Below are 24,804 nucleotides of genomic sequence, written 5' to 3'. Positions count from 1 at the left end.
CCTGGTCCAATCGACCCGTTTCCTGCGCAAAGGACTCGAAAAAGAACAAAACATGAATATAATGTGGAATCGCCATGTATGCCGAGCTGTCGATCACGTCGAATTTTACCTTCCTCACCGGGGCGTCACACCCCGAGGAGTATATGGAGCGTGCCGTCACCCTGGGCCTGCCCGCCATTGCGATTGCTGATGACAACTCGGTCGCCGGGATCGTCCGCGCCCACACTCAGGCGTGCGAGATCGCCCGCAAGGTCCGCGAACGGCTGGCGTGGGAGGAGCAGAATACCTCAATCGGGCCACCCTGCCCCGATCATATCCCCAAGCCGCCCTCCTATCCCATCCACGCGGTTCCCCGCCTGATCCCGGCGGCGCGGCTGATCTTCACCGATGCGCCCATGGTCACCGCCCTGCCCCTGAACCGGCAGGGTTGGGCCAACCTGTGCCGCATCCTCTCCAAAGGCCGTCTGCGCGCCGAGAAGGGCGACTGCATCCTGCACCTGTCTGACCTGCTCGAATTTTCCGATGGCCTCCACCTGCTGCTGTGGCCACAGGCGGCGGGCTCTCCGGGCGGCGCGGGCGCGTGGCGGACACAGGCGCAGCAGCTGACGCGCCGCTTTGCCGGGCGGATGCATCTGTTGATGCACCCCCGGTATGATGGCGCCGATGGTTCGTATTTCTCTTTATTAGAGACCGAAGCAAAGCAGCTTGGCATCCTCACGCTCGCCAGCGCAACACCGATGATGCACCACGGCACCCGCCGCAAACTGGGCGATGTGCTGACCGCCATCCGCCTGCGCCGCAAGGTGGACGCATTGGGCCGGGACGCTTTGGCCAATGGTGAACAGCGCCAGCGCTCCGGGGCCGAGATGCTACGCATCTTCAAAGGTCATGAGGGGGCCGTTGCCCGCGCCCATGAACTCAGTGAACAACTCACGTTCTCGCTGGACGAGCTGCGCTATGAATACCCCAGCGAGGGCAGCGCGCAAGAAGCCCCGACCCAGCGCCTGCATCGTCTGGCACATGAGGGGTTGAAATGGCGTTATCCCGCCGGGGCGTCCGAAAAGGCGAAAAAAATGCTGGCGCATGAGCTGACGCTGATCAGCAAGCTGAAATACGAACCCTACTTCCTGACTGTCCGCGATATCGTCCATTTCGCCCGTTCGCGCAGCATCCTCTGCCAGGGGCGCGGATCGGCTGCCAACTCGGTCGTTTGCTTTTGCCTCGGCATCACCGAGGTCAGCCCCGAGATGGGCACCATGGTGTTTGAACGCTTCGTCTCCGAGGCGCGCGATGAACCGCCAGACATAGACGTCGATTTCGAACATGAACGCCGCGAGGAGGTGATCCAGCACATCTATGACCGCTATGGCCGCGAACGCGCGGGCCTCTGCGCCACGGTGGTCCATTACCGCGGCAAACGCGCCATCCGCGAGGTTGGACGCGCCATGGGTCTGACCGAAGATACGATCTCGGCGCTTTCCTCACAGCTTTGGGGCTTTTTCTCGGCCTCGGGGCTTGAGGCGCAACGGATGCGCGAAATTGGCCTCGACCCCGAAGATCGGCGCCTGAAACAGACTCTAATGCTGGTTTATGAGATCGACGGCTTTCCCCGCCACCTCTCGCAGCATGTGGGAGGATTTATCATCACCGAGGGTCGGCTGGATGAGCTTGTCCCCATTGAAAACGCCACGATGGAGGGCCGCACGGTCATCTGCTGGGACAAGGACGATATCGACAGCCTTGGCATCCTCAAGGTCGATGTCCTCAGCCTCGGGATGCTCACCTGCATCCGCAAGGCGTTTGACCTGATCGGCCAGCATCATCAGACCAGCTACACCCTTGCCACCCTGCCGCCCGAGGATCCGGTGGTCTATGACATGCTCTGCAAGGCGGACAGCATCGGCGTGTTTCAGGTGGAATCACGTGCACAGATGAACTTCCTGCCCCGGATGCGGCCGCGTAATTTCTATGATCTGGTGATCGAGGTTGCCATCATCCGCCCCGGCCCCATTCAGGGCGACATGGTCCACCCCTATATCCGCCGCCGGAACGGAGAGGAGGAGGTCAGCTTCCCCTCGGACGCGCTGGGCGAGGTATTGGGCAAAACGCTGGGCGTGCCGTTGTTTCAGGAACAGGCGATGCAAATCGCCATTGTCGGTGCGGGGTTCACCCCGGAACAGGCCGATCGGCTGCGCCGCTCGCTGGCAACCTTCAAGAAACATGGCAACGTCAGCGAATTCCGCGCGCTCTTTTTGCGCGGGATGAAACGCAACGGGTATGAGGATGACTTCGCCGAGCGCTGTTTTTCGCAGATCGAAGGCTTCGGGTCTTATGGCTTCCCCGAAAGCCACGCGGCCAGTTTTGCGCTGCTGGTCTATGCCTCGGCCTGGATCAAATGCCACCATCCGGGCATCTTCGCCTGCGCCCTGCTGAACTCGCAGCCGATGGGGTTCTACGCGCCGGCGCAAATCGTGCGGGATGCGCGCGAACATGGCGTTCAGGTGCGCCCGGTCTGCATCAATGCCAGCTTCTGGGACAACGTGATGGAGCCCGACGGCCATGGCGGGCTGGCGCTGCGGCTGGGCTTTCGCCAGATCAAGGGGCTTAGCGAGGAGGATGCCAGCTGGCTGACCGCCGCACGCGGCAACGGCTACACCCAGGTCGATGATGTCTGGCGCCGCGCAGGCCTTGGGCCATCGGTGATCGAACGGCTGGCCGAGGCTGATGCCTTCGCCGCTTGCGATCTGACCCGGCGCGAGGCGCTGTGGCAGGCCAAGGCAATTGCCACCGCCAAACCTCTGCCACTGTTCTCGCAGGACTTGGAGGGCGAGGCGCTGGATGAACCCAAGGCTTACCTGCCACAGATGACGCTGGGCGAGCAGGTGGTCGAAGATTACGTCGCCACCCGCCTCAGCCTGCGGGCGCACCCGGTGGCCCTGCTGCGGCATCTGCTGACACCGGATGGGCGCGACAATACCACCTCTGTTCCGTAACGCCGGAACACCCTATCTGCCAAAAACAGAGTCGAAATTCAGGCCGTCATGACCAGACCCATCCTTCCCCCGCGCTTTCCCGCGACGCCCGAGCAGATCAACGCGCAAGTTCGCGCCTTTTATGCCCGTGTCCGGCAAGACGCGGTTCTTGGGCCCGTATTTGCCAATCACGTCACCGACTGGCCCATGCATGAGGACAAGATCGCCGCCTTCTGGCGCAATGCCATCCTGTATGAGCGCTGCTATGACGGCAATCCGCAACGGGTCCATGTCGAACGGCGCGATGTGAAACCGGAATTTTTTGCCCATTGGCTGGATCTGTTCGAAGAGGTTGCCACCCGAACGCTGCCCGCTGAAACGGCCACCCCGTGGGTCGCCTTGGCCCGCCGCATCGGTGTCGGCATGAAAGCAGGTGTCCAATCCGCACGACAGCCCAAAGACGCGCCGCCGATCCTGCGATGATCCCAGATCATGGCGGCCATGCGATGTTAGCGGTAAAATAAGGACTATTCGCGCCCTCAGAATAGGGTTAAGCAGCACTACGGACAGCCAGGAACCCTGCCTGCGCTGCTATGAAGTATCGTCACCATACCAACATAGGCCGAGGCCGGATCGATGAGCGCACAAAACAACACCCTGCGGGGGCTTGGCTATGCATTTCTGGGCTTTGCCGTCTTTGCCAGCCACGACGCGCTGATCAAGGTGCTGGGCGGCACCTATTCAGTGATGCAGATCATCTTTTTCGCCACGCTGTTCTCGTTCGTTCCAATGGCCGTCACGATCCTGACCGACCGCACGACGGGAAACTTTCTGCCGCATCATCCTTGGCTCGTTCTGCTGCGCTCGGGCCTGATGGTAACGGCTATGTCCTGCGCGTTTTACGCGTTTTCGGTTCTGCCACTGGCCGAGGTCTATTCCCTGCTGTTCTCATTCCCGCTGATCGTCACGGTGCTGTCGATCCCGATACTGGGTGAAGTGGTCCGCGTTCAGCGCTGGGCTGCGGTTGGCGTCGGCTTAATCGGCGTCCTGATCGTTCTGCGCCCCGGTGCAACGGATATCACACTGGGCCATATGGCCGCCCTGATGGCCGCCTTCTGCAGCGCCTTTGCCTCGGTCCTGGTGCGCAAGATCGGGAATGAGGAGCGCTCGGCCGTGCTGATCCTCTATCCGATGTTGCTGGCTATCGTTGTGATGAGCCTTGCCCAACCGGCTGTATATCAGCCGCCGTCCCTACTGCATCTGGCGATGATGGCGCTGGTTGGGGTGTTTTCGGTCATCGCCCAACACCTGATCATTCTGGCCTACCGCGCCGCACCCGCCGGTGTCGTCGCCCCCAGCCAGTACAGCCAGATCATCTGGGCAACGCTGTTTGGCATGATCTTCTTCGACGAGCGCCCTGACATCTGGGTCGCCGTCGGTGCCAGCATCATCATCGCGTCCGGCGTCTATGTTGTTTGGCGAGAAAGCCGGGCCAACACCACCTCGGCCAATACCCCGGTTCTGCGGGTTCGGTCGCCCCGGGCGGACACAGGGGCAACACGGCCTGGAAAGTAGGTCTAAAAAACGGCGCGCCGATCAGCGCGTCGTGGTTGGAAAACTGTGGATTTTACTCTTAGTAGATAACCACCGAACGGATACTTTCGCCCTTATGCATCAGGTCAAAGCCGTGGTTGATGTCGTCCAGACCCATGGTGTGGGTGATCATCGGGTCGATCTCGATTTTGCCTTCCATGTACCAGTCGACGATCTTGGGCACATCCGTGCGCCCACGCGCGCCGCCGAACGCGGTACCGCGCCATGAACGACCGGTAACCAGCTGGAATGGCCGGGTCGAGATTTCGGCCCCTGCAGGTGCCACGCCGATGATGATGGATTCGCCCCAGCCCTTATGCGCTGATTCAAGTGCTGCGCGCATCACGCCGACATTGCCTGTGGCGTCAAACGTATAATCCGCACCGCCCCTGGTCAGGTTGACGAGATACGGCACCAGATCGCCTTCAACCTCGGACGGGTTCACGAAGTCGGTCATGCCGAACCTGGTGGCCATTTCCACCTTGGAGGGGTTCAGGTCGACGCCGACGATCTGGTCTGCTCCAGCCAGACGCAGGCCCTGAATGACGTTCAGGCCGATACCGCCCAGACCAAACACGATGGCGCGGCTGCCGATTTCCACCTTGGCGGTGTTGATGACCGCGCCGATACCGGTCGTGACGCCACAGCCGATATAGCAGATCTTGTCGAATGGCGCGTCCTCGCGCACCTTGGCCAGCGCGATTTCAGGCAGAACCGTGTGGTTCGAGAAGGTCGAGCAGCCCATGTAATGCAGGATCGGATCGCCATCCAAGGTCGAGAAACGAGAGGTGCCATCGGGCATCAGACCCTTGCCCTGGGTTTCCCGGATCGCCTGACACAGGTTGGTCTTGGGGTGCAGACAGTATTCACACTCGCGGCATTCGGGGGTGTAAAGTGGGATCACATGATCGCCCGGTTTCAGGCTGGTTACACCCGGACCCACTTCGACCACGACGCCTGCGCCTTCATGGCCCAGAATGGCCGGGAACAGGCCTTCGGGGTCGGCACCCGACAGGGTGAATTCGTCGGTATGACAGATACCGGTGGCCTTGATCTCGACCAGAACCTCGCCCGCCTTGGGGCCTTCGAGGTTCACATCCATCACTTCCAAAGGTTTGCCCGCCTGAACGGCGACGGCGGCACGGGTACGCATGCTACTTATCTCCCTGTCACTTTTGCCCCGACCCTGCGTCAATTACAGGGTGTTTTCAACCGTGCTTTCATGGCAGGTTGGCTAATTAATTGATATTGCAGAAACGACATTGCCAGAATGAGGAACGCCAATGCACCGATTTTTCCCGATCCTGATCTTTCTGGCGGCCTGCGCTGAGACTCCACCCGCGCCCGAAGACGCTTTGCTGCCGCCGGAACCTGCCCCGGTCGATCTGGCCTTTTGTCAGGGCGAAGATTTTTCCGATACCGTTGGCCAGCCGGTTTCAGCCATTCAGGCAAACCTGCCGGCGCGGTCGCGCGTGCTGGGCCCGGATGGCATCGCCACACAGGATTACCGCATCGACCGGCTGAACGTGTATGTGAATGGCGACGGGATCATCCAGCGGCTGACCTGCGGATAAGGGCGGACTCGACTCAGGCATCGATTCTCACTTAAGAACAAAATAAGAACATTGTGATGCCTGCAAATGCCCAAACGCCGAATACTTTCGCTATGGTTCCCCCGTCTGGGGGCTGAACGGCTGATCCGCGCTGCGCGGGGGCTGCATACCGGGCCTTTGGCCATCGTGGCCGAGCAGTCGAACATGCAGGTTATTACCTCAGTGAATGTCGATGCGCAGGCTGCCGGGCTGCGTGTAGGCCAGCCGGTGCGGGATGCTCATGCCATGTGTGCCAACCTGATCACACGCCACCGTAACGCCCCGGCCGAAGCCGCGTTCCTGGCCGCGCTGCGTCGCTGGGCGGGGAAGTTCAGCCCATGGGTGGCCGAAGAGGCCCCGGACGGGCTGATCGTCGATCTGTCAGGTTGCGCCCATCTGTTTGGCGGAGAGGAGGCGTTGCTGAACGTTCTTGAAACCGATTGCGCGGATATGGGCCTCAGCGTACAGATTGGCATCGCCGACACGCTGGGCGCAGCCTGGGCTTTGGCGCGCTATGCGGGGCAGGCGGCCACATCCGACCGCAATGGCGACGCCATCAGTCAGGAGGCCCGTGCCACCCGCGCCCGGGCGGGTAAACGGCGGCACTGGACCAAAGGCGGCACCGCGCCGCAAGTGAGGGCCCTGGGCGGAGGCGCGCGGATCGCGCCGCCGGGGCAATCTTATGGCGCACTCAGCCCCCTGCCTATCGCCGCGCTGCGGTTGGAAGATCAGGTTGTCGTGCAGCTGAACCGTCTGGGCCTGCGTCGCATCGGCGATCTGCTGGGTCAACCCCGCGCCAGCCTTGCGCGGAGGTTTGGGCGCGGGCTGGTTCTGCGGTTGGATCAGGCCATGGGCAGCGCGCCCGAGCCTGTCTCGCCCGCCCGACCGCCGCACCATTTCGCAGTGCGGATGACCCTGCCCAACCCGATTGGTCTGGTTGAGGATGTCATGGCTGCGGTTGATCGGGTTCTGCCAACGCTTTGCACCAAGCTGGAAGAAAAGGGGCGCGGTGCCCGCACCCTGCGACTGGAGGCGCACCGCGCCGATCAGGCAGCTGAGGTTATCGAGGTCGGCCTGGCCCGCCCAACTTACGATAAATACCACATTCGCCCTTTGTTAGAGATGAAAGTTGACAAGATCGACGCAGGCTACGGCATCGACATGCTGCGGCTTGAGGCGGTTCAGACAGAACCCATCCACGCCCGTACCGTGGCCGGCCATGCCGAAGCCCGCCGTGTGGCCCGCAACCGGCTGGCGGGCAATACCGCCGTGGATGACCTGATCGGCAAGCTGGGCGCGCGGGTGGGGCTTGAGGCGATCACCCGGCGCCATCCCGCGGCCTCGCACATCCCTGAGAAAACGGCGCAAACGCTGGCGGCGGCATGGTCGGAACCTGCCCGCGACTGGCCTGCGCCGCCACGCCCCCGCCCCCTGCTGATGTGGCAGCCTGAGCCGGTAATGGCACCGGAAACCCCTGACGTGCCCAGCGCCTTTCGCTGGCGCGGGCGTAACTGGCAGCTGGCGCAGGCCACCGGCCCGGAACGGATCGCACCGGAATGGTGGCTGGATGACCCGAACTGGCGCAGCGGCGTGCGGGACTACTGGGTTGTAGTGACACAGCAGGGCGAACGGTTGTGGCTGTTTTATGGCCATGGCGGAACCATGTCTGCAGGCTGGTTCTGTCACGGGCAGTTTGGTTAGGGTCTATTTCCCTCGGTACACCAACAGATCCGGCAGATAGTCAATCAGACGGATAAACCACGAGAATGGTGCAGGAAAATCCGTACGAAAACGGCGCCGCGACATCGCCTTGAGCACACGACCCGCCGCATCCTCGGGGCTCATCAGCATGGGCATCCTGAAGCTGTTTTTCTCAGTCAGTCGGGTCTTGATGAAGCCGGGATTAATGATCCGCACGGTCACGCCGGTGCCTGCCAGATCATGGCGCATCGTTTCCGCCAGGGAAATCAGCGCCGCCTTGCTGGCCCCATATCCGATGGCCGCTGGCAACCCGTGATAGCCCGCGAGCGACCCGATCAGCGTAATATCCCCCCGACCTGCCTTAACAAGGTCTGGAACGGTTTCACCCAACACACGCAAAGCACCCAGATAGTTCACATCACCCATCCTGAGCGACGCCTCTGTATCCCAATCCGCCGAGCGCACGGGGTCATACGCGCCGGCATTGTAAACCAGCCCATCGACCAGACCCGCCTCGGCCACAGCCCCGCGAACAGAGTCTAAATCAGCGACATCGCACCGGATCGCGCGGGCATTGGGAAGCTCGGAGCAGATGTCAGCCAAACGTTCAGAACTACGCGCCGACAAGATCAAATGCGCGCCCCTGTCGCTTAGCGCCTTAGCCAAAGCACGACCCAAACCTTCACTTGCGCCGATGATCCAATAGGTTTTTCCGTCAAAGCTGCTCATGCGCGGGCCGATTCAGTCATGTTTCATATTCTACGGGCCCGTGACGTAGTTGGATCAAATGCGATCGCGCTTCTGACAAAACTTCCAACCGGATTGATCCAGCTGCACCTACCCCGCGTATTCCATTCTAAGAACCACATAACGAGGCTGGAATGTTCGACGAAACCCAGGGCGTACGGAAGAAAATCGCAGTTGTTGGTGCAGGTATTTCAGGCCTTTCAGCCGCCTACTACCTTTCAGAAAACAATGACGTGACCCTCTATGAGGCGGAACCGCGTTTAGGTGGCCATGCCCGCACAGTCATGGCCGGGAAGAACGGCGATCAACCGGTGGATACTGGTTTCATCGTCTTCAACTACGCTACCTATCCTTTTCTGACCCGACTTTTTGATGAGCTCAATGTTCCCGTGATCGAAAGCGAAATGAGTTTTGGCGCGACAATCGACAATGGTCGTATCGAATATGGTTTGAACAATCTGCGCACCCTGACCGCGCAGAGGCGCAATCTTGCGCGCCCCGCCTATTACAAGATGATTGCCGACATTCTGCGCTTTGGCAAAAAGGCTCCGGAGGCTGCAAGAGATGACGACACCACGATTGGTGAGTTGGTGGATCAGCTTCGGCTGGGACACTGGTTCCGCCACAACTATCTGATGCCAATGTGTGGGGCGATCTGGTCAACTCCGGTTGAACTGGTGGATCAGTTCCCTGCACGCTCATTGGTGCAGTTCTTCCGAAATCACGCCCTTCTGGCCAGTGGCCGCGCAAATCAACACCAGTGGTACACAGTTAAAGGTGGCAGTATCGAATATGTCCGCAGGATCGATGCCGCCCTACGGGCACGCGGGGCAGCAATCCGTTTGGCCAGTCCGGTTCAGAACATTTCCCGGAGTGATACAGGTGTTACGGTCTACAGTCAGGGTGCGGTGGATCAGTTTGATGAGATCATCCTGGCTACCCACTCTGACCAGTCGATTGCCATTTTGGGCGGGAATGCCACCCCGGCGGAAACCGCTGCACTGGGCGCAATTCGGTACCAACCCAACACCGCCACCCTGCATTGTGATCCTGGCCAGATGCCAAAGCGGCGTGCGTGCTGGTCCAGCTGGACCTATCGATCACAGGCCGGGGACGTAGGCGTTACATATTGGATGAACCGACTGCAGAACATACCGGATAACGACCCGCTTTTTGTGACGCTGAACGCCCCAACAGAGATTCCAGCGGATAAAATCTTTGACCAGGTCGAATTTGCCCACCCGGTATTCGACAAAGCCGCCCTGAAAGCACAGGGGCATATTCGCGAGATACAAGGACAGAACCGAACCTGGTTCGCCGGTGCGTATAACCGGCACGGATTTCACGAAGACGGGATCGCCAGCGCGATGCATGTTGTTGAGCGGATAAATGGCACCCCGCAAACGATCGGAGCTGATTATGCCATTCTTGCACAAGATCCGGCCATCTCTGTTGCCGCCGAATAGCGGGATGTTGCGCGCGAGCCTTCTGAGCCTTTCCTTGCTGGCCCCCACTGGGTTGATTGCGTCGCCTGTGACGGAAGAGTTGGATGGTGCACAACTTCGCGGAACTGCAACCTTCCGCTATCTCGGGTTTCCGATCTACGACGCCAAGCTTTACACACCCAAAGGTGCTTCGTTCAGTTGGAGTGAAGATTTCGGGCTTCAGCTGACATACCGTAAAAGCATCAAGAAGAATGCGCTGGTCAACTCGACGCTCGACGAGATGAAACGCGTCGGCCACCCTGCCCCGGTCGGCGACCAACTGGACGTGTGTTTTAGGGGTGTCACCAAGGGTGACAGCTATCTGGCGGTGTCCGACGGGCCAGACAAGGTCAGTTTCTGGCTGAACGGTCGAAAGACCTGCACAATGGCATATCCGGGCATCAAACGCAGTTTCATGTCGGTTTTCCTTGGCGAAAACACGCGGTCGGCGTCCTTCACCCGAATGCTTCAGGGAAAGTGATGCTTTACCCTCGGGTCAGCTTGTATGCGCTGATGCTCGCAGCGGCGGGCATCCCGCTATACATTCATCTGCCGCGTTTTGCGGCGGTGAATCTGGGCATTGGACTGGGGGTGATTGGCACCGTCTTGCTGATGATCCGATTGGTCGATCTGGTACAGGACCCACTGATCGGTTGGGCGATTGACAGATGGCCCAGTGGCCAGCTTGTCTTTGCGTCCATGGCAGCTCTCGGCCTTGCCATTGGATTTCCGGCGCTGTTCAGCCTGCAACAAGGCGCAGATGTACTGACATTGATTGTTCTTCTGATACTGTTGTTTTCGGCTTACAGCCTGGGGACTATCCTGCTCTACGGGCGTAGTGCGACGCTAGCAAAACGCGCAGACGCGAAGGAGTTGATGACCCTCGCCGCTTATCGGGAAGGCGGACAACTGACGGGCGTTATCATCGCGGCAAGTGCCCCTGCCTTTTTTGTTGCCGCCGGAGCCCACGCGCAAGGCTATCCCGCATTTGGTCTGTTTCTGGGTCTGCTATCGGTCGCAACCCTTTTGTTGACTGTTCCGATCTGGCGGCGGCCCCCAATCACCGGATCCGGTCTGTCTTTCGCAAGCCTGGGCAAGGCCGGGGGTTTGCGCCTTCTGGTGCTGGCTTTGATCAACAGCCTGCCTGTGGCCATCACATCGACCCTGTTTCTCTTTTTCGTAGAGGACCGTTTGCAACTGCCCGGCAAAGCCGGACCGTTGCTGATCCTGTTTTTCCTCAGCGCGGGCGCAAGCGTGCCGCTTTGGGCAAAGCTCAGCAACAAAATTGGTTCGAAACAGACACTGATGATTGCGATGCCGCTTTCCATCGCGGGGTTTATCGGTGCCGCCACACTGAGCGCTGGGAACCTCACCGGTTTTGCGTTGATTTGCCTCGCCTCGGGTGCCGCTCTGGGCGCGGATATGGTCGTGCTGCCCGCCATGTTTTCGGTCACTTTGACCCGAGCCGGTCTTAACGCGTCCACAGCGTTTGGTATCTGGTCCTTTGCTGGCAAGCTGGGCCTGGCCCTGGCAGCCTTTATTACCCTGCCATTGCTGGAGCGCAATGGCTTCACCCCCGGTCAAACCAATTCCGCCCAAGCGCTTGATGCACTCAATCTCGCCTACGCGATGCTGCCCTGCATCCTGAAACTTGGGGCCTTTGGAATGGTCCTGACCCTGCCAACCGAGGTTACAAGCAAATGAATGCTGTCGCCATCATCCTGCTGGCTCTGCTGATTGCAATGTTTGTCCGCGCCCGACTGCTGAGCTTTCGTGCGCAGACCCCGTCAGACTATGCCGGTACCGGGCCCAATTTTTCGCTGAAAAGGCATCTGAACGGTGAAATCCTGTCCGAGGGTCTGATCTATGGCCCCAATGGCAGGATGTCGAACAGCTTTGTGGCCCGCATGGTCGGTGAGTGGAATGGGAACACCGGCACACTTTCCGAGTTCTTCACGTACTCAAATGGCAAAAAGATGAACCGTAAATGGTATCTAACGCTTGGCACCAGAAATACGTTCACGGCAACAGCAGAGGATATCGTTGGCGAAGGTCACGGCACGATATCCGGCGCAACGATCAAGCTGAACTACAGGATCATTCTGCCCAAAGACGCAGGAGGACACACGCTGGATGTTACAGACTGGATGTATCTGACAGAACATGGCGTCATCATGAATCGTTCCGAGATGCGTAAGTTCGGCATCAAGGTTGCTGAACTCGTTGCAACAATGCGCCCGAACCCCAAATCACATCCGATCCACGTAAGTGGCGCAAATGAGTACAGCATCACTTCAGAAAGGCAGCTGGTGCAATGATCACAGGTCGCTCTCTGATTACATGTGTTGCCGTCGCAAGCCTTGCTCTTCTGGCTGCCTGCTCCGGCAAACCGAAAGTTCCGACAACCTTTCTGTCTGAACGGCAACTGAACCTCGAGGAATTCTTCGACGGAAAGACCATGGCTTACGGGCAGTTTCAGGATGTGTTGGGGAATGTTTCACGCAGGTTTGAAGTCGATATCGACGGCACATGGGACGGGAAAACCCTGACACTGGTCGAGGATTTTATCTACGACGACGGCGCAACTGAACAGCGCATCTGGACGTTGACAAAGACTAGTGATGACACGTGGGCTGGTACTGCACCCGGTGTGCTGGGAACCGCCAGCGGGACCGAAAGGGGCGACACCTTCAACTGGAAATACAAAATTGACCTGCCTGTCAAAGATGGCACGATGCGCGTCGGTTTTGACGACTGGATGTGGCTGCTGACCGAGGACCGTCTGTTAAACCGCGCTTACGTCTCACGCTTTGGCGTACGCCTCGGCGAAGTTATCCTGATCTTTGAAAAAGAATAGATCCCGCTATTCCCATCCAGACGTTGCCCATCAATAAAATATGAACTCGTCCACCGGCACCTGTACCAGTCGCCTTGCTGCGCCAGCCATGTTTGCACTTGGCCCATCCGGCGTTGCAGCATCCTGGCGGGCTCCGACTTCAGTTTTCAAACGGGCACGCTCAATCTCGCCCCACAAGAAAAAAAGACCGTCCCGTTTGCCGACAAGACCGGCAGGTATCGTGGTCCGCAAAACACGAGTTTTTGCCTGTGACATCTGCTCTCTTACTGCCTCCGGTGTTTTCCACCTTTTGCAGAAAACCTACCGGTTATTTCGGGAAAAGCCAATTTTTTATGGGCAGAACCCGATTTTCAACCCCCCGTTGACAGGGGTGTTCGCAGCTCTCGCTGAAGAGTGTTGTCTTGACTGAGTATTTGCAGGCACCGCCGATTGCCACACATTCTGTTTATGGCGGGTTTCTCCGGTGTGTCGACAGTGGTTCCTTCTTTGACAACCTTTCGGCTATGGATGCCCCGGATCATGCCGCCGACTGCTCTGACACAATCTCTCCGAACCGCGTAAAGAACTTTGCCGACAACTTCTTGGCGGTTCCTGCAATCAACCGACTGCCGAGTTGCGCGATCTTGCCGCCAACATCAACTTTCGCCGTGTATTTCAGTACGGTTTCGTCCCCTTCTTCGGTCAACGACACGTCTGCGCCGCCCTTGGCAAATCCAGCCGCCCCGCCCTTGCCTTCACCCATCAGAGAGAACCCATTTGGTGCATTGGCTGTGTCCAACGTGACTTCACCTGCAAAGCGCGCTTTAACCGGGCCTATTTTCAGAACAACTTTCGCCTCAAGCTCGTTTGGTGATTTCTGCGTCAGTTCCTCACATCCCGGGATGCATTCCATCAAAATGTCGGGATCGTTAAGCGCACGGTAAACGACGTCCCGTGGCGCTGCGATACGGATTTCATCAGTCAGTTCCATTCAGGTCTTTCCTTTGTTCAACAACATCTTGGAAATAGGCACGTTGCAGCCGTTTCTATCCTTTGAGCCAGCCACGCAGGCCACATGTGGCAAAGGTGTTCAAGCAAGCTTTTCATCATGCGACCCCTTTGCCGCCTTTTCACCGTTCCGCCACATCACGATTTCGGCCAAAATCGACAGGGCGATTTCATGCGGATCTATGGCATGTATGTCCAAGCCAGCGGGGGATTTCAGGCGCGCGACCTTCAAAGGGTCCAATCCCTGGGCGATAAGCTTTGCAGTCAGCGTAGCTGCCTTGCGGCGACTGGCCACCATCGACACGCGTGCCGCATCGGTTTCCAATGCCGCCTTCAAGGCGGACGCATCGCTGCGCCCCTGCGCAGCCACCACGACATAGTCCCGCGGCTCCACGCCCAGCGCATCGACCTGAGCCAAGGCGAACCGCACATGGTTTCCAGCAATATCAAGCCCATCCTCGACAACCGTGCGAAATCCGGCCAGCGATCCATGTGCCGCCAGAGCTTTGGCAATCAACCCCTCGCCGAAAATCACCAGCCGGGGCGCGTGTTGATAGGGTTCGACCAAAAGATCAACTGTACCGCCGGACGGGCATCCACTTTTGAACGTTTGCACACCATCGGGATCCGTCATGTTCACCACCTTTTCCGAAGGTTTGACACGGATAATCTGCGGCGCCCCGGACGCCCAAGCCTGTTGCGCCGCGGCCCGGACCGCGCGTTGCACACAAACCCCGCCTAAATGCCCCAGGATTTCACCCGCCTGGGTAATCGCCGCCTTCCCCCCAGCTTTGGCCGAGGTCGCATCCGCCGTGCGCAAAACCGTCGCCACACAAAAGGCCTCTCCGGTTCCGCGCAGCTGATCGATGGTGTCAAAAATGTCGAAATTCGCCACGGTCAGACTCCTTTCACAGCTTTTGGAACTGCGGCTCAAGCGCCGCCAATGCATCCAGCGTATTGGCCGGTAGATGCGCGTCCAGATAGGGTTCAGCTGCCTGCATCGCTGCCGCAATTGGTTGATAGTCCTTCCAGCCCTTTAAGGGGTTCAGCCAGACGATTCGGCGTGCCTTGCGCCTGATACGCGCCAGCACATCCCCCAGATCCTGCGGATCAGAACTGCAATATCCGTCCGACAGGATCAGGACGACAGTACGCCCGTTCAGTGCTCGCGCGCCGTATCCCGACAGAAATCGCTCCAGACTGCCGGAAATATCCGTACCGCCGCCAAAGCCTTCGGCCATCAGCGACAACCGACCCGCAGCCCGGAGGGTGTCATGGTCGCGCAACGCATCTGTGACCCGCATCAATCGCGTGTGAAACAAATACGCATCTGCCTCGATCCCGCTGCCGATCAATCCTTTCAGAAAAGCCAGAAACACACGTGAGTACACGGTCATCGAACCACTCACGTCGCACAATGCCACAATCCGCATCGGGCGCGGCGGCCGCGCTCGGCGATACAGGTCCAGCGGCTCACCGCCTCGCGCCAGACTGGCGCGCTGTATTCGGCGCATGTCCAGAGCAGCCCCGCGCAACGCCTGTTTCCGGCGGCGCGATCGCCTGTCCCGAAATGCCCGCGCCAAGGCCAGCGCGGCTGTTTCAGCCTGTTTTAGGGTCTCTTCATCCATCAACTCTCGCAAATCCCGGCGTGACAGGTTGGGCGTTCGCGTGGCGATCAACTTACCGTCCACTCCTTCACCTTCTCCTTCACCGCAGTCAGGCGTAGTGGTCACTTGCTCCGACCCGGATCGTGGTTTGTCCTCAGCCAGAGTGCTGCTCTGCCAGATCATTGGCTTGGCGGACTGCACCCGCGCATGCTTGTTTTTCGCTGTTCCCGAACGCTGCGCACCAGCGTTGAACCAATAAGCATCGAACAGTTCATCAAACCGGCGCCAATCTTCCGCATCTCCGGTCAAGACCGCGCACATGGCTTGTCGGGCCTGATTGGCATCCGTTGCATCCACTTCGGACAGGGCGGCAAGCGCGCCCCCCGCATCCAGCGCGCCCATTTTCATGCCATTCAAGCGCAGATGCGCTATGAAGCCCGACATGCGGTCGGCAAGGCCTAAAGCCCGGGCGGGAAAGCGCGTAACCTGCATCACGCGACCTTTCCGATCAGGCGATCCATCACCTCGGGCGGTGCCGCATTGTAGTCTGCGGCAGTTTTCAGCAAACACACCAGCGTCGCCTGCACGTCTTCGCGGGATTTGACCAGATCATTGACACCCAACCCGGATAGGGCCGCTGCCCAATCCAGCATTTCTGCGATGCCCGGTTTCTTCTCAAGATCTTCCTGACGCAGCGCCTGTACAACCCTGATGATCTGACGCGCCAGAATCCCCTCGATTTCAGGCAGTCGCGCCCGCAGGATTGCCTGTTCGGTCTCTCTCGAAGGATAGTCAAGAAAGCTGTACAAACACCTTCTGCGCAGCGCATCCGACAAATCCCGCGTCCCGTTGGCCGTCAGAATGACGACAGGCCGCACATGTGCCTGCACAGTTCCCAACTCAGGTATGGTGATCTGAAAGTCGGACAGGATTTCCAGAAGATAGGCTTCGAATTCCTCATCCGCCCGATCTATCTCGTCAATCAACAGAACCGGTGGTTTCGTTTCCAAAATCGCCTCTAACAAAGGCCTTTTTAGCAAATACTCATCCGAAAACAGCTGCGCCTCCGCGACGCCGCCTTGCGCTTCGCTCGCCCTTATCGCCAATAGCTGTCTTTGATAATTCCATTCATAGATGGCATGACTGGCGTCCAGACCTTCGTAGCATTGCAGACGTATCAATCGTGTATCGCGCCACGCAGCCACCGCTTTGGCCACTTCGGTTTTCCCCACGCCCGCTGGCCCCTCCAGCAACAAAGGGCGCCCAAGTTGCTGCGCCAAATGCAGCGCCATGGCCAACCGATCATCGGCAACATAGCCCTGCGCGGCCAACCCTTTCTGCACGTCTTTCAAGGTCAAAACCAGGATCCTATCTTCATCTGGCCCCAAATATCCCGGGGGAGGTTCGGAGGGGGCAGAGCCCCCTCCGTCCGGTCGGACCGGCAACAGCCGGTCCGACCCCATTCACCCATGCATCCCCAGACCATTTGCAATCTGCCAGATCCGCCAGTGGTCGTGCGGCATATGGCTCTGCACCAAGCCAAATTGCCGGAACGCGTCATGCACTGCGTTCGAGAACGCAGGCACACCGCCGACATTCGGGCTTTCCCCCACACCCTTTGCCCCAATCGGATGGTGCGGGGACGGGGTCACCGTGTGGTCGGTGGTATAGTTCGGCGTCTCCCACGCGGTTGGCAGGAAGAAGTCCATCAGCGTACCGGTCTTCACATTGCCCATATCATCATAGGCAATCTCTTGCCCCATCGCGATAGCCAGTGCCTCGGTCACACCGCCATGGACCTGACCCTCGATGATCATCGGGTTGATCCGGGTGCCGCAGTCATCCAGAGCATAAAACTGCCGGACCTCCCATTCACCGGTATCCACGTCAATCTCCATGACACAAATATAGGCTCCGAACGGATAGGTCATATTCGGCGGGTCGTAATAGCTGACGGCCTCCAGACCCGGTTCCAGCCCCGGAATAGCCTGATTATAGGCGGCGAATGCGATTTCCTTCATGGTCTTGAACCGCTCAGGTGCGCCTTTGACAGCAAAGCGATCCACGTCCCATTCGACATCGTTGTCGTGCACCTCCAGCAGATAGGCCGCGATCATCTGGGCTTTTGCCCGAATTTTGCGGGCCGCCATCGCCGTGGCCGCACCAGCGACCGGAGTAGACCGGGACCCATAAGTCCCAAGCCCGTAAGGTGCGGTATCCGTGTCACCCTCTTCCAGCGTGATGTCATCGGCGGGCAGGCCGATTTCACTGGCGATGATCTGGGCGAAGGTTGTGGCATGGCCCTGCCCTTGACTGATCGTCCCCAGCCGCGCAATCGCTGATCCGGTCGGATGAATGCGAATCTCGCAGCTGTCGAACATCCCCAGTCCAAGGATATCGCAGTTCTTCACTGGCCCGGCCCCGACGATTTCCGTGAAATGCGTCAGGCCAATGCCCAACAGCTTGCGCGTTTTTCCAGCCTTGAAATCCGCGATCCGCTGCGCCTGTTCCGCCCGCAGACCCTCATAGTTCACGGCCTTCAGCGCCTTGTCCCAGGCGGTGTGATAATCGCCCGAGTCATATTCCCAGCCCAGCGCCGACTGATACGGGAACTGATCTTTGCGGATGAAGTTGATCCGGCGCAGCTCGGCCGCGTCCATGTTCAGCTTGATGGCCAGAACCTCGATCATGCGTTCGATGAAATAGGCAGCTTCGGTTACGCGGAAGGAACAGCGATAGGCCACACCGCCCGGCGCCTTGTTGGTATAGACACCATCCACCGCCAGATAGGCAGTCGGGATGTCATAAGACCCGGTGCAGATATTCATGAACCCGGCAGGGAATTTGGTCGGGTCGGCACAAGCGTCGAAACCACCATGATCCGCCGTGGTGTGACACCACAATCCGGTGATCTTGCCATCCTTGGTGGCGGCAATCTTCCCCTGCATCCAGTAGTCGCGGGCAAAGGCAGTGGACATCAGGTTTTCCATCCGGTCCTCGACCCACTTCACCGGCTTGCCGGTAACGATCGAGGCCACCACCGAACACACATAGCCTGCGTAAGCCCCCACCTTGTTGCCAAACCCACCACCGATATCGGGGCTGATCACGCGGATATTATGCTCGGCCAGCCCCGAAATCAGAGACACAACTGTCCGGATTGCATGAGGGGCCTGGAACGTCCCGTAGAGCGTCAGCTTGCCGGTCACCTTGTCCATCGATGCCACGCAACCGCAGGTCTCAAGCGGGCACGGGTGGGTGCGGTGGTAATAGATCATCTCTTCGGCGACCACGTCCGCCTCTGCCAGCACAGATTCGGTCGCGTCCTTGTCGCCCTGTTCCCACGTAAAGATGTGGTTGTGATGTTTGCGCGGACCATGCGCGCCTTCGGTCTGACCTTCCAGATCTTCGCGGAGCACCACGTCCGACTTCAACGATTCGAACGGGTCCGTGATGACTGGAAGCTCTTCGTATTCGACCTCGACCAGTTCAACGGCATCTGCCGCGACATAGCGGTCTTCGGCCACGACATAGGCAACTTCCTGGCCCTGAAACAACACCTTGCCATCGGCCAGCACCATCTGCTTGTCACCGGCCAGTGTCGGCATCCAGTGCAATCCCAAAGGCGACAGGTCTTCGGCGGTCAAAACGGCGATCACGCCGGGCAGTGCCAAGGCCGCCTCTTTGTTCACGCTGACGACGCGGGCATGTGCGTAGGGGGAGCGCACAAAATCGCCAAACAGCATCCCGTCCAGCTTGATGTCATCAACGTAATTACCCTTGCCTTGAGTGAAACGCACGTCCTCGACGCGCTTTCGGGCGCAGCCCATACCTTTAAGGTTGGCAGCGCGTTCTTCGGGGGTCAGGGTCTGGTCGGTCATTCCGCGGCCTCCTTCTGTGCATTGAGCAAATCAGCCGAGGCCGAGATCGCTTTGACGATATTCTGGTATCCCGTGCAGCGGCACAGGTTTCCGGCCATGCCGAAACGGATTTCCTCCTCGGTCGGGTTCGGGTTTTCCTGCAGCAGGCGATGCGCCCGGGTGATCATGCCCGGCGTGCAGAACCCACATTGCAGCCCGTGATGTTCGCGGAACATTTCCTGCAACACTCCAAGGCTGCCATCATCATTGGTCAGCCCCTCAACGGTTGTGATCTCAGAACCGTTTACCTGCGCTACAAAGGCGGTGCAGGATTTGACCGACTTGCCGTCGATATCCACCGTGCAGGCACCGCAATGGCTGGTTTCACACCCGATATGCGGGCCGGTGATTTTCAGGTCTTCCCGCAGGAAGTGGATCAGCAGCGTGCGCGGCTCGGCCAGACCGTCAACCTGCTTGCCGTTTACGGTCAGTTTGACATGCATTTTCGACATTGGTTCCCTCCCCCTCAGCCCGCGCGGCTTTGCGCACGGTCGATGGCGCGGCGCAGCACCACGGCTGCCACGTGTTTCTTGAATTCGACGGGGCCGCGGTTATCAGCGACCGGATCGATTGCGTCTAGCATTGCGGCAACGCACCCTTCGACATCACCCCCGGCCAGCGCGGTGCTGGCCTCATCCGACCAGATGGGCGTGTCGGCCAGATTGGTCATCGCAACCGAGGCCTGACCGTTGCCAACCATCACAGCCGCGGCGGCGGTCGCATAATCCCCTATCTTGCGCTTTTGCTTTTGATAGGCCTGCCCCACGCCTGCACCCGGCACAGGGATCGAAATCCGGATCAGGATTTCTTCGTCTTCGCGGGCGGTGAAATACGCGGCCTCATAAAAATCACGCGCGGCAACTGTCCGGTTCCCGTCCGGGCCGGACAATTCAAACGAGGCGTTCAAGCATTGCATCAGACCCGGCATGTCATTGCCCGGGTCACCATTGGCTACATTGCCACCGACAGTGCCCATGTACCGCACTTGCGGATCCGCAATCTGAAGTGCCGCCTCGCGGATCAGCGGAATGGCTTCGGCCAGACCGCTGTGGGTGATCAGTTCGTGCTGCGTGACCATCGCGCCCAAAGTAACGGTGTCAGGCCCGACCTCTATCCCCTTTAGTTCTTCAATGGCCTGAAGATCGACCAGATGACCCATCTCGGCCATCCGAAGCTTCATCATCGGGATCAGGCTGTGCCCACCCGCGATCACGCGCGCCTCGTCGCCATATTCCTGTAGAATGCCGATGGCCGAGGCAATGTCGCCTGGCCGGTGATACTCAAAGCCGGCTGGTATCATGTTTTTCCTCCCTGGGTCCGGGCGATATGCCTTGGGGGACCTGAGGTAAGGAAAGAACGGTGGATTTAACTGATCCAGTTAAGGAAAACGGAGCGCGCGGCTTGTTTCACGAAATGCGAAAGAACTGCACGAGTTGCGCCTACACCCCCAGTGCTTCGCGAATATCTGTCAGGCGGGATCGGCTGACCGGCACCTTGCTCAGCGCGTCAACACCATCGAAATAACAAGTGCCGTTGTCCTTGTGACGTTCAAAGCGCGAGACGTGTTTCGGGTTCACCAGATAACTGCGATGCGCCCGCAGGAACCCTTCGGGCAAAAGCCGCGTTTCCGCATCGGTGATCGACCAGGGGCAGAAAAGTTTCTCTGCGTCCATATAGAGTACCGTGTAATGCCCTTCGGCCCGAATTGCGGCGATCCGCGCGGGATGAGCAAATAAGGTCTGGCCTTCGCGCTCATACGGAACACCAGCGCGAATTGGGGCGGGTTCCAACACAGGTCCCGAGGCAGGTGCAGTCACGGGCTTTGGCTCTATGAACGTGATACCGGTCAACAGGAAAGCACCACAGATCAGAAAGACGGATACCGTCACCCCCATTGCCAAAACCTGATTATCCAGCGCAGGACCCGCACCACCGAGGCTGTCGCTCGCGACGAAATCCGTAAGGCCCGTGGCAACAAAATGCATGGTGAACACCGCCAGCCCGAAACAAACCGTGCCGAGCAGGATGTTTCGTTGAGTCCGGTTGCCATAAGCCACCCAAATTGCAGACACCGACAAGATTACCGATGCCAGCGCTGACAGAGCAACGTCGAAAACATCATAGACGGGGCGGCAAAGCTGCATACCAGCCATCCCGACATAGTGCATCGCGACGATGCCCAGCCCGACAATCACACCAGATCCGATCATCGTCTGAACCGAACGAGGCCGGAAATGCAGCAGCAGCAACGCCAGCCCGACCATCAGGATCGCGACCAGTGCCGACATCAGGGTGATCAGGGCATCATAGTAGAACAGGATTGGCAGTTGCAGCCCCAGCATCGCCACGAAATGCATCGACCAGATGCCGCCGCCCAGAATGACGGCGGCCAATGCCACCACGAACTTGCGCCGCTGGCTATCCAGCCTGGACGCGCCATGCGTCAGGTACAGACCCGTGAACCCGGCCATGAGCGCCACGGCAAGCGAAGCTACCACCAACCAAGTGTTGTGAGAGTAGTCCAGCATTTGGATTTGAACGCCCTCCCCGACGCGAGGATGACGTTAGCAAACCGAATTGATTGCGACAATTCACAGTTAGCAACAGCAGGGCTCAGACCTGTTTCTGAGCCTCTGCATCGTCCGCGACCTCTACGGCATCCACTGTGACTTCAACCACATCGTCGTCTTCCGCAGGCTCGACTGTTTCGGGTTCTTCAGTCTGGCTCTCAAGTGCACCGACGATCAAAGGCAACATGTGAACCCCGGTTGCAGTTGCAATCTCTGGAGTCTGTGGCGTCTGCCAGCTGAGCGTATCGAAGCTGTGGCAGTTCTGACAGACAGGTCCCCATTCGGGTTGAATGTCATGACAGTTGTCGCACACCCATTGCGGGCCGCGCGGCGCGTTCAGTGCCTTGGCAAGCCAACCTTGCACAACAGCGTCCGTGGCACCCTCGCCGCGCTCAACGGCAGCCATCAATGTATAGGCCCGCGCATCACCCCGTTTTTCGACAACATCACCCAAGGCACGGCGGGCTTCGGGAAAGTCTTCGGCCACAATGTTCAGCTCGGCTAGGATCAAACGGGTTTCCATGTTTTCAGGATGAATGCGCGTCAGTGCCGTGAAACGCCTGACCCTTTGTTCCGGGGTTTCATCCGGCTCGATCTCGGCAAAGGCATGGGCCAGATCCGGATGCGGACGAACCTCCCACGCTTTTTTCAGGATCTTGGTCGCTGCCCGGGACTTCCCCTTGGCGATATACGCGCGGGCCGCCATTGCGGCGGCAGGCACCAGATCGGGCGACAGGCGATTGGCTTCGATCGCGCGCTCCTGTTGCTCGACAGTTGCGCCTTCATCCAGGATTCCTTTGGCTTCAGACAGCGCCAGAACCGCATCGCGGCGTTTGAATACGTCGCGCGGCAGATACCCAGCTTTCAACTTGGACGTCAGCGTCGACCGGGCACCGGCCCAATCCTGCGCCTTGGTCTGTAAATTCAGCAGAACATCCTGTGTCTCTTCGTGGCGGGGTTTTATGGCCAGTGCCTTTTCGGCCAGCTTGCGGGCGGTTTCATCATCCCCTTCGGCAAGCTTCTGTTTCATGATACCACGCACCCCGACAAACCGGGTCGCACTGTTTGTCACCAGTTTCTTGTAGGTGTCCGAAGCTTTCTTGGTGTCACCCGTCATCTCGGCAGCCTGGGCCACCAGAAGATCCGTCAGTTCCGGCTTGTTCAACAGCTTTTCGGCCTTACTGGCCTTGGTCATGGCTATGCGCCCTTCGCCCGAGGCCAACGCCATCAACCCATCGGCCAGCGCCTGATAGCCGCGCTGTTCCCGGCTGCGGTCGAAATAACGCGACAGGGCGGTTTCGTCGCCGTTGAGGAATTTGAGCGTCGCAACCAAAAGGCTGAGCAGTTTGAAGAACAGCCAGACCGCAAATACCAGAATACCCAGCGCAATCACCGACTGAAGCGGCCCAAGGGTGAATTCCGTGCCCGCGACCGTGATCTGCACCCCACCACTGGTTTGCATCAGGAAGTGACCGCCCAGCGCCAGCAGGCCGATAATCGCAACAAAAACGAGGATCTTAAACAATGACCACAGCATGGCAGGTCCTTCAGTTCGAGTTCAGGCTGGAAGCCAGCGTATTCACGGCGTCAACGGCGGCGGCTCGTGTCCCGGCCGCCTGCTCCCAATCGGCCATCGCAGCCTGCGCCACTTCGGGAAGTGATTTCAGTTCATTCAAAGCTTTGGTCAGGTCGCCATCTGCCAGCGCAGCCTGCGCACGCGACAGAACAGCGTCTGGACCATCACCTTCCTGAGGCGTGACGGAACGGGCGCCCGTTTGACGTTGCAGGAAGGCGACCAAACCCGTTCCTTTTTCAGCCTCGCGCGCCTCGGCCAATGCATTTCGCGCCGCAGGCTCGAACGACGCCCGAAGCGCGGTCAGAGTTTCCACGCCTTTTTCCGACGGGCCGGACAGAGCGTCCGGCACATTCACGCCGCCCGCCTTCAATTCAGCAACCAATTCCGAAAAAGGCTGGCCTGTGTCCAGCTGCCCACGCAGACGCGCCAGAATGGCAGCATTCGTTGCGGCTTGTGCTTCTGCCGAGGCTTTCGCTTCAAGAGCCTGAGCGTCCGAAACCATTTTTTCGACTTCAGCCCGTTGAGCGGCCAGCGAGTCCTGAAGTTTCTTCAGTTCCGCCTCAAACGCGGCGGTTGCCTCGGGCGAGGCCGTGGAGACGATCGGGGCTTTTTCCAGCGCGGCGATCCGCTCCGTCAATGGCGCGACCTCACCGGACAGCGCATCAACCGAGGATTTTACCGTGCTCAGGTCGCCTTCAACCGGTGTCAGCTTGTCCGACAGTGCTTTGACCTGATCTACCAGTCCAGACACATCAGGGCCGTTTGCAAGCGCCTGTGACAGCTTGGCGATCTGGTCCGATTGTTCTGTCAGCTTTGCTTCCAGCGCCGCCAGCGCCCCCGAGTTGTCCGGGCCGGTTGGCAACAGCCCTCCATTGCCCAGCGCGAAACCTGCAACGGCAGCCAGCGCCCCACCCAACAGGGCCGGAACGAAACCGCCGCGTTTTTCGACTGCGCGTTCGACGGTCTTTTCATCGACCGGGGCTTCGGCTTCGGCTTCGGCTTCGGCTTCGGCTTCGGCTTCGGCTTCGGCTTCGGCTTCGGCTTCGGCTTCGGCTTCGGCTTCGGCTTCGGCTTCGGCTTCGGCTTCGGCTTCGGCTTCGGCTTCGGCTTCGGCTTCGGCTTCGGCTTCGGCTTCGGCTTCGGCTTCGGCTTCGGCTTCGGCTTCGGCTTCGGCTTCGGCTTCGGCTTCGGCTTCGGC

The 24,804-nt window shown here is 59.2% G+C and carries 23 protein-coding genes; 10 read left to right on the top strand and 13 right to left on the bottom strand.

Features of this window, described 5'->3' with window-relative positions; genetic code table 11:
- Window positions 1-74: 74 nt before the first annotated feature.
- From AC2FND_RS05390 to AC2FND_RS05380, 3 genes are all read left to right on the top strand, one after another.
- Window positions 75-2,993, top strand: coding sequence for an error-prone DNA polymerase (locus AC2FND_RS05390; RefSeq protein ID WP_496768379.1), 2,919 nt, complete (start codon window positions 75-77; stop codon window positions 2,991-2,993).
- Between the two features lie 48 nt (window positions 2,994-3,041).
- Window positions 3,042-3,455: a group III truncated hemoglobin gene (locus AC2FND_RS05385; RefSeq protein WP_496768378.1), complete on the top strand. Its 414-nt coding sequence runs from the start codon at window positions 3,042-3,044 to the stop codon at window positions 3,453-3,455.
- A 153-nt stretch (window positions 3,456-3,608) separates the two neighbouring features.
- Entirely contained in the window at window positions 3,609-4,547 is a 939-nt protein-coding gene (locus AC2FND_RS05380; RefSeq protein ID WP_480474471.1) for a DMT family transporter, read from the top strand.
- Between the two features lie 58 nt (window positions 4,548-4,605).
- On the opposite strand, the gene AC2FND_RS05375 is transcribed toward AC2FND_RS05380, so the two are convergent.
- Window positions 4,606-5,718 (bottom strand): S-(hydroxymethyl)glutathione dehydrogenase/class III alcohol dehydrogenase, encoded by a 1,113-nt coding sequence (locus AC2FND_RS05375; protein WP_496768376.1) that lies wholly within the window; start codon window positions 5,716-5,718, stop codon window positions 4,606-4,608.
- Window positions 5,719-5,848: 130 nt separating this feature from the next.
- Between AC2FND_RS05375 and AC2FND_RS05370 the strand changes: the two genes are divergently transcribed.
- Both AC2FND_RS05370 and AC2FND_RS05365 read left to right on the top strand, forming a co-directional pair.
- Entirely contained in the window at window positions 5,849-6,139 is a 291-nt protein-coding gene (locus AC2FND_RS05370; RefSeq protein WP_496768374.1) for an I78 family peptidase inhibitor, read from the top strand.
- Between the two features lie 66 nt (window positions 6,140-6,205).
- Window positions 6,206-7,858 carry a DUF6504 family protein gene (locus AC2FND_RS05365; protein ID WP_496768372.1) on the top strand — a complete coding sequence of 551 codons (1,653 nt, stop codon included), beginning with the start codon at window positions 6,206-6,208 and terminating at the stop codon, window positions 7,856-7,858.
- A 3-nt stretch (window positions 7,859-7,861) separates the two neighbouring features.
- Here the strand turns inward: AC2FND_RS05365 and AC2FND_RS05360 are convergent, their stop codons facing one another.
- Window positions 7,862-8,587 (bottom strand): SDR family NAD(P)-dependent oxidoreductase, encoded by a 726-nt coding sequence (locus AC2FND_RS05360; RefSeq protein ID WP_496768370.1) that lies wholly within the window; start codon window positions 8,585-8,587, stop codon window positions 7,862-7,864.
- A 152-nt stretch (window positions 8,588-8,739) separates the two neighbouring features.
- On the opposite strand from AC2FND_RS05360, the gene AC2FND_RS05355 reads away from it, so the two are divergent.
- Genes AC2FND_RS05355 through AC2FND_RS05335 form a run of 5 tightly spaced genes read left to right on the top strand, consistent with a single transcriptional unit; the run spans window position 8,740 to window position 12,946 of the window.
- A complete protein-coding gene (locus AC2FND_RS05355; protein WP_496768368.1) occupies window positions 8,740-10,071 on the top strand; it encodes an NAD(P)/FAD-dependent oxidoreductase in 1,332 nt (443 codons plus the stop codon).
- A gap of 4 nt (window positions 10,072-10,075) precedes the next feature.
- Window positions 10,076-10,570 carry a hypothetical protein gene (locus tag AC2FND_RS05350; RefSeq protein WP_496768366.1) on the top strand — a complete coding sequence of 165 codons (495 nt, stop codon included), beginning with the start codon at window positions 10,076-10,078 and terminating at the stop codon, window positions 10,568-10,570.
- A complete protein-coding gene (locus tag AC2FND_RS05345; protein ID WP_496768364.1) occupies window positions 10,570-11,793 on the top strand; it encodes an MFS transporter in 1,224 nt (407 codons plus the stop codon). The genes AC2FND_RS05350 and AC2FND_RS05345 overlap by 1 nt, the downstream gene beginning before the upstream one ends.
- On the top strand, window positions 11,790-12,407 hold the full coding sequence (locus AC2FND_RS05340) for a DUF3833 domain-containing protein (protein ID WP_496768362.1): 618 nt from the start codon (window positions 11,790-11,792) through the stop codon (window positions 12,405-12,407). The genes AC2FND_RS05345 and AC2FND_RS05340 overlap by 4 nt, the downstream gene beginning before the upstream one ends.
- On the top strand, window positions 12,404-12,946 hold the full coding sequence (locus AC2FND_RS05335) for a DUF3833 domain-containing protein (RefSeq protein WP_496768360.1): 543 nt from the start codon (window positions 12,404-12,406) through the stop codon (window positions 12,944-12,946). The genes AC2FND_RS05340 and AC2FND_RS05335 overlap by 4 nt, the downstream gene beginning before the upstream one ends.
- Before the next feature lie 30 nt (window positions 12,947-12,976).
- On the opposite strand, the gene AC2FND_RS05330 is transcribed toward AC2FND_RS05335, so the two are convergent.
- From AC2FND_RS05330 to AC2FND_RS05280, 11 genes are all read right to left on the bottom strand, one after another.
- A complete protein-coding gene (locus AC2FND_RS05330) occupies window positions 12,977-13,201 on the bottom strand; it encodes a hypothetical protein (RefSeq protein ID WP_209505213.1) in 225 nt (74 codons plus the stop codon).
- Between the two features lie 262 nt (window positions 13,202-13,463).
- Window positions 13,464-13,916, bottom strand: coding sequence for an SRPBCC family protein (locus tag AC2FND_RS05325; RefSeq protein WP_480482639.1), 453 nt, complete (start codon window positions 13,914-13,916; stop codon window positions 13,464-13,466).
- Between the two features lie 99 nt (window positions 13,917-14,015).
- Window positions 14,016-14,828 (bottom strand): XdhC family protein, encoded by an 813-nt coding sequence (locus AC2FND_RS05320; protein WP_496768358.1) that lies wholly within the window; start codon window positions 14,826-14,828, stop codon window positions 14,016-14,018.
- 13 nt (window positions 14,829-14,841) lie between these two features.
- Window positions 14,842-16,032: a vWA domain-containing protein gene (locus tag AC2FND_RS05315; RefSeq protein WP_496768404.1), complete on the bottom strand. Its 1,191-nt coding sequence runs from the start codon at window positions 16,030-16,032 to the stop codon at window positions 14,842-14,844.
- Window positions 16,032-16,898, bottom strand: a complete 867-nt coding sequence (locus tag AC2FND_RS05310; RefSeq protein WP_496768356.1) for an AAA family ATPase — start codon at window positions 16,896-16,898, stop codon at window positions 16,032-16,034. The genes AC2FND_RS05315 and AC2FND_RS05310 overlap by 1 nt, the downstream gene beginning before the upstream one ends.
- Before the next feature lie 105 nt (window positions 16,899-17,003).
- Complete coding sequence (locus AC2FND_RS05305) at window positions 17,004-19,421, bottom strand: aerobic carbon-monoxide dehydrogenase large subunit (protein WP_496768354.1); 2,418 nt, start codon at window positions 19,419-19,421, stop codon at window positions 17,004-17,006.
- Window positions 19,418-19,912 (bottom strand): (2Fe-2S)-binding protein, encoded by a 495-nt coding sequence (locus AC2FND_RS05300; protein WP_209598506.1) that lies wholly within the window; start codon window positions 19,910-19,912, stop codon window positions 19,418-19,420. The genes AC2FND_RS05305 and AC2FND_RS05300 overlap by 4 nt, the downstream gene beginning before the upstream one ends.
- A gap of 14 nt (window positions 19,913-19,926) precedes the next feature.
- Window positions 19,927-20,760, bottom strand: a complete 834-nt coding sequence (locus AC2FND_RS05295; RefSeq protein ID WP_209505219.1) for an FAD binding domain-containing protein — start codon at window positions 20,758-20,760, stop codon at window positions 19,927-19,929.
- Window positions 20,761-20,899: 139 nt separating this feature from the next.
- The gene (locus AC2FND_RS05290; RefSeq protein ID WP_496768352.1) at window positions 20,900-21,988 is read right to left on the bottom strand and encodes an MHYT domain-containing protein; all 1,089 of its coding nucleotides are present in this window, start codon (window positions 21,986-21,988) and stop codon (window positions 20,900-20,902) included.
- A gap of 85 nt (window positions 21,989-22,073) precedes the next feature.
- Complete coding sequence (locus tag AC2FND_RS05285; RefSeq protein WP_496768350.1) at window positions 22,074-23,567, bottom strand: heme biosynthesis protein HemY; 1,494 nt, start codon at window positions 23,565-23,567, stop codon at window positions 22,074-22,076.
- Between the two features lie 10 nt (window positions 23,568-23,577).
- Window positions 23,578-24,804, bottom strand: a 1,227-nt coding sequence (locus AC2FND_RS05280) for a COG4223 family protein (RefSeq protein WP_496768348.1), incomplete at its 5' end; no start/stop codon positions are given.

The sequence above is a fragment of the Ruegeria sp. BHSB056 genome, from assembly GCF_059613305.1.
This window is presented reverse-complemented; position numbering and strand designations above follow the sequence as displayed.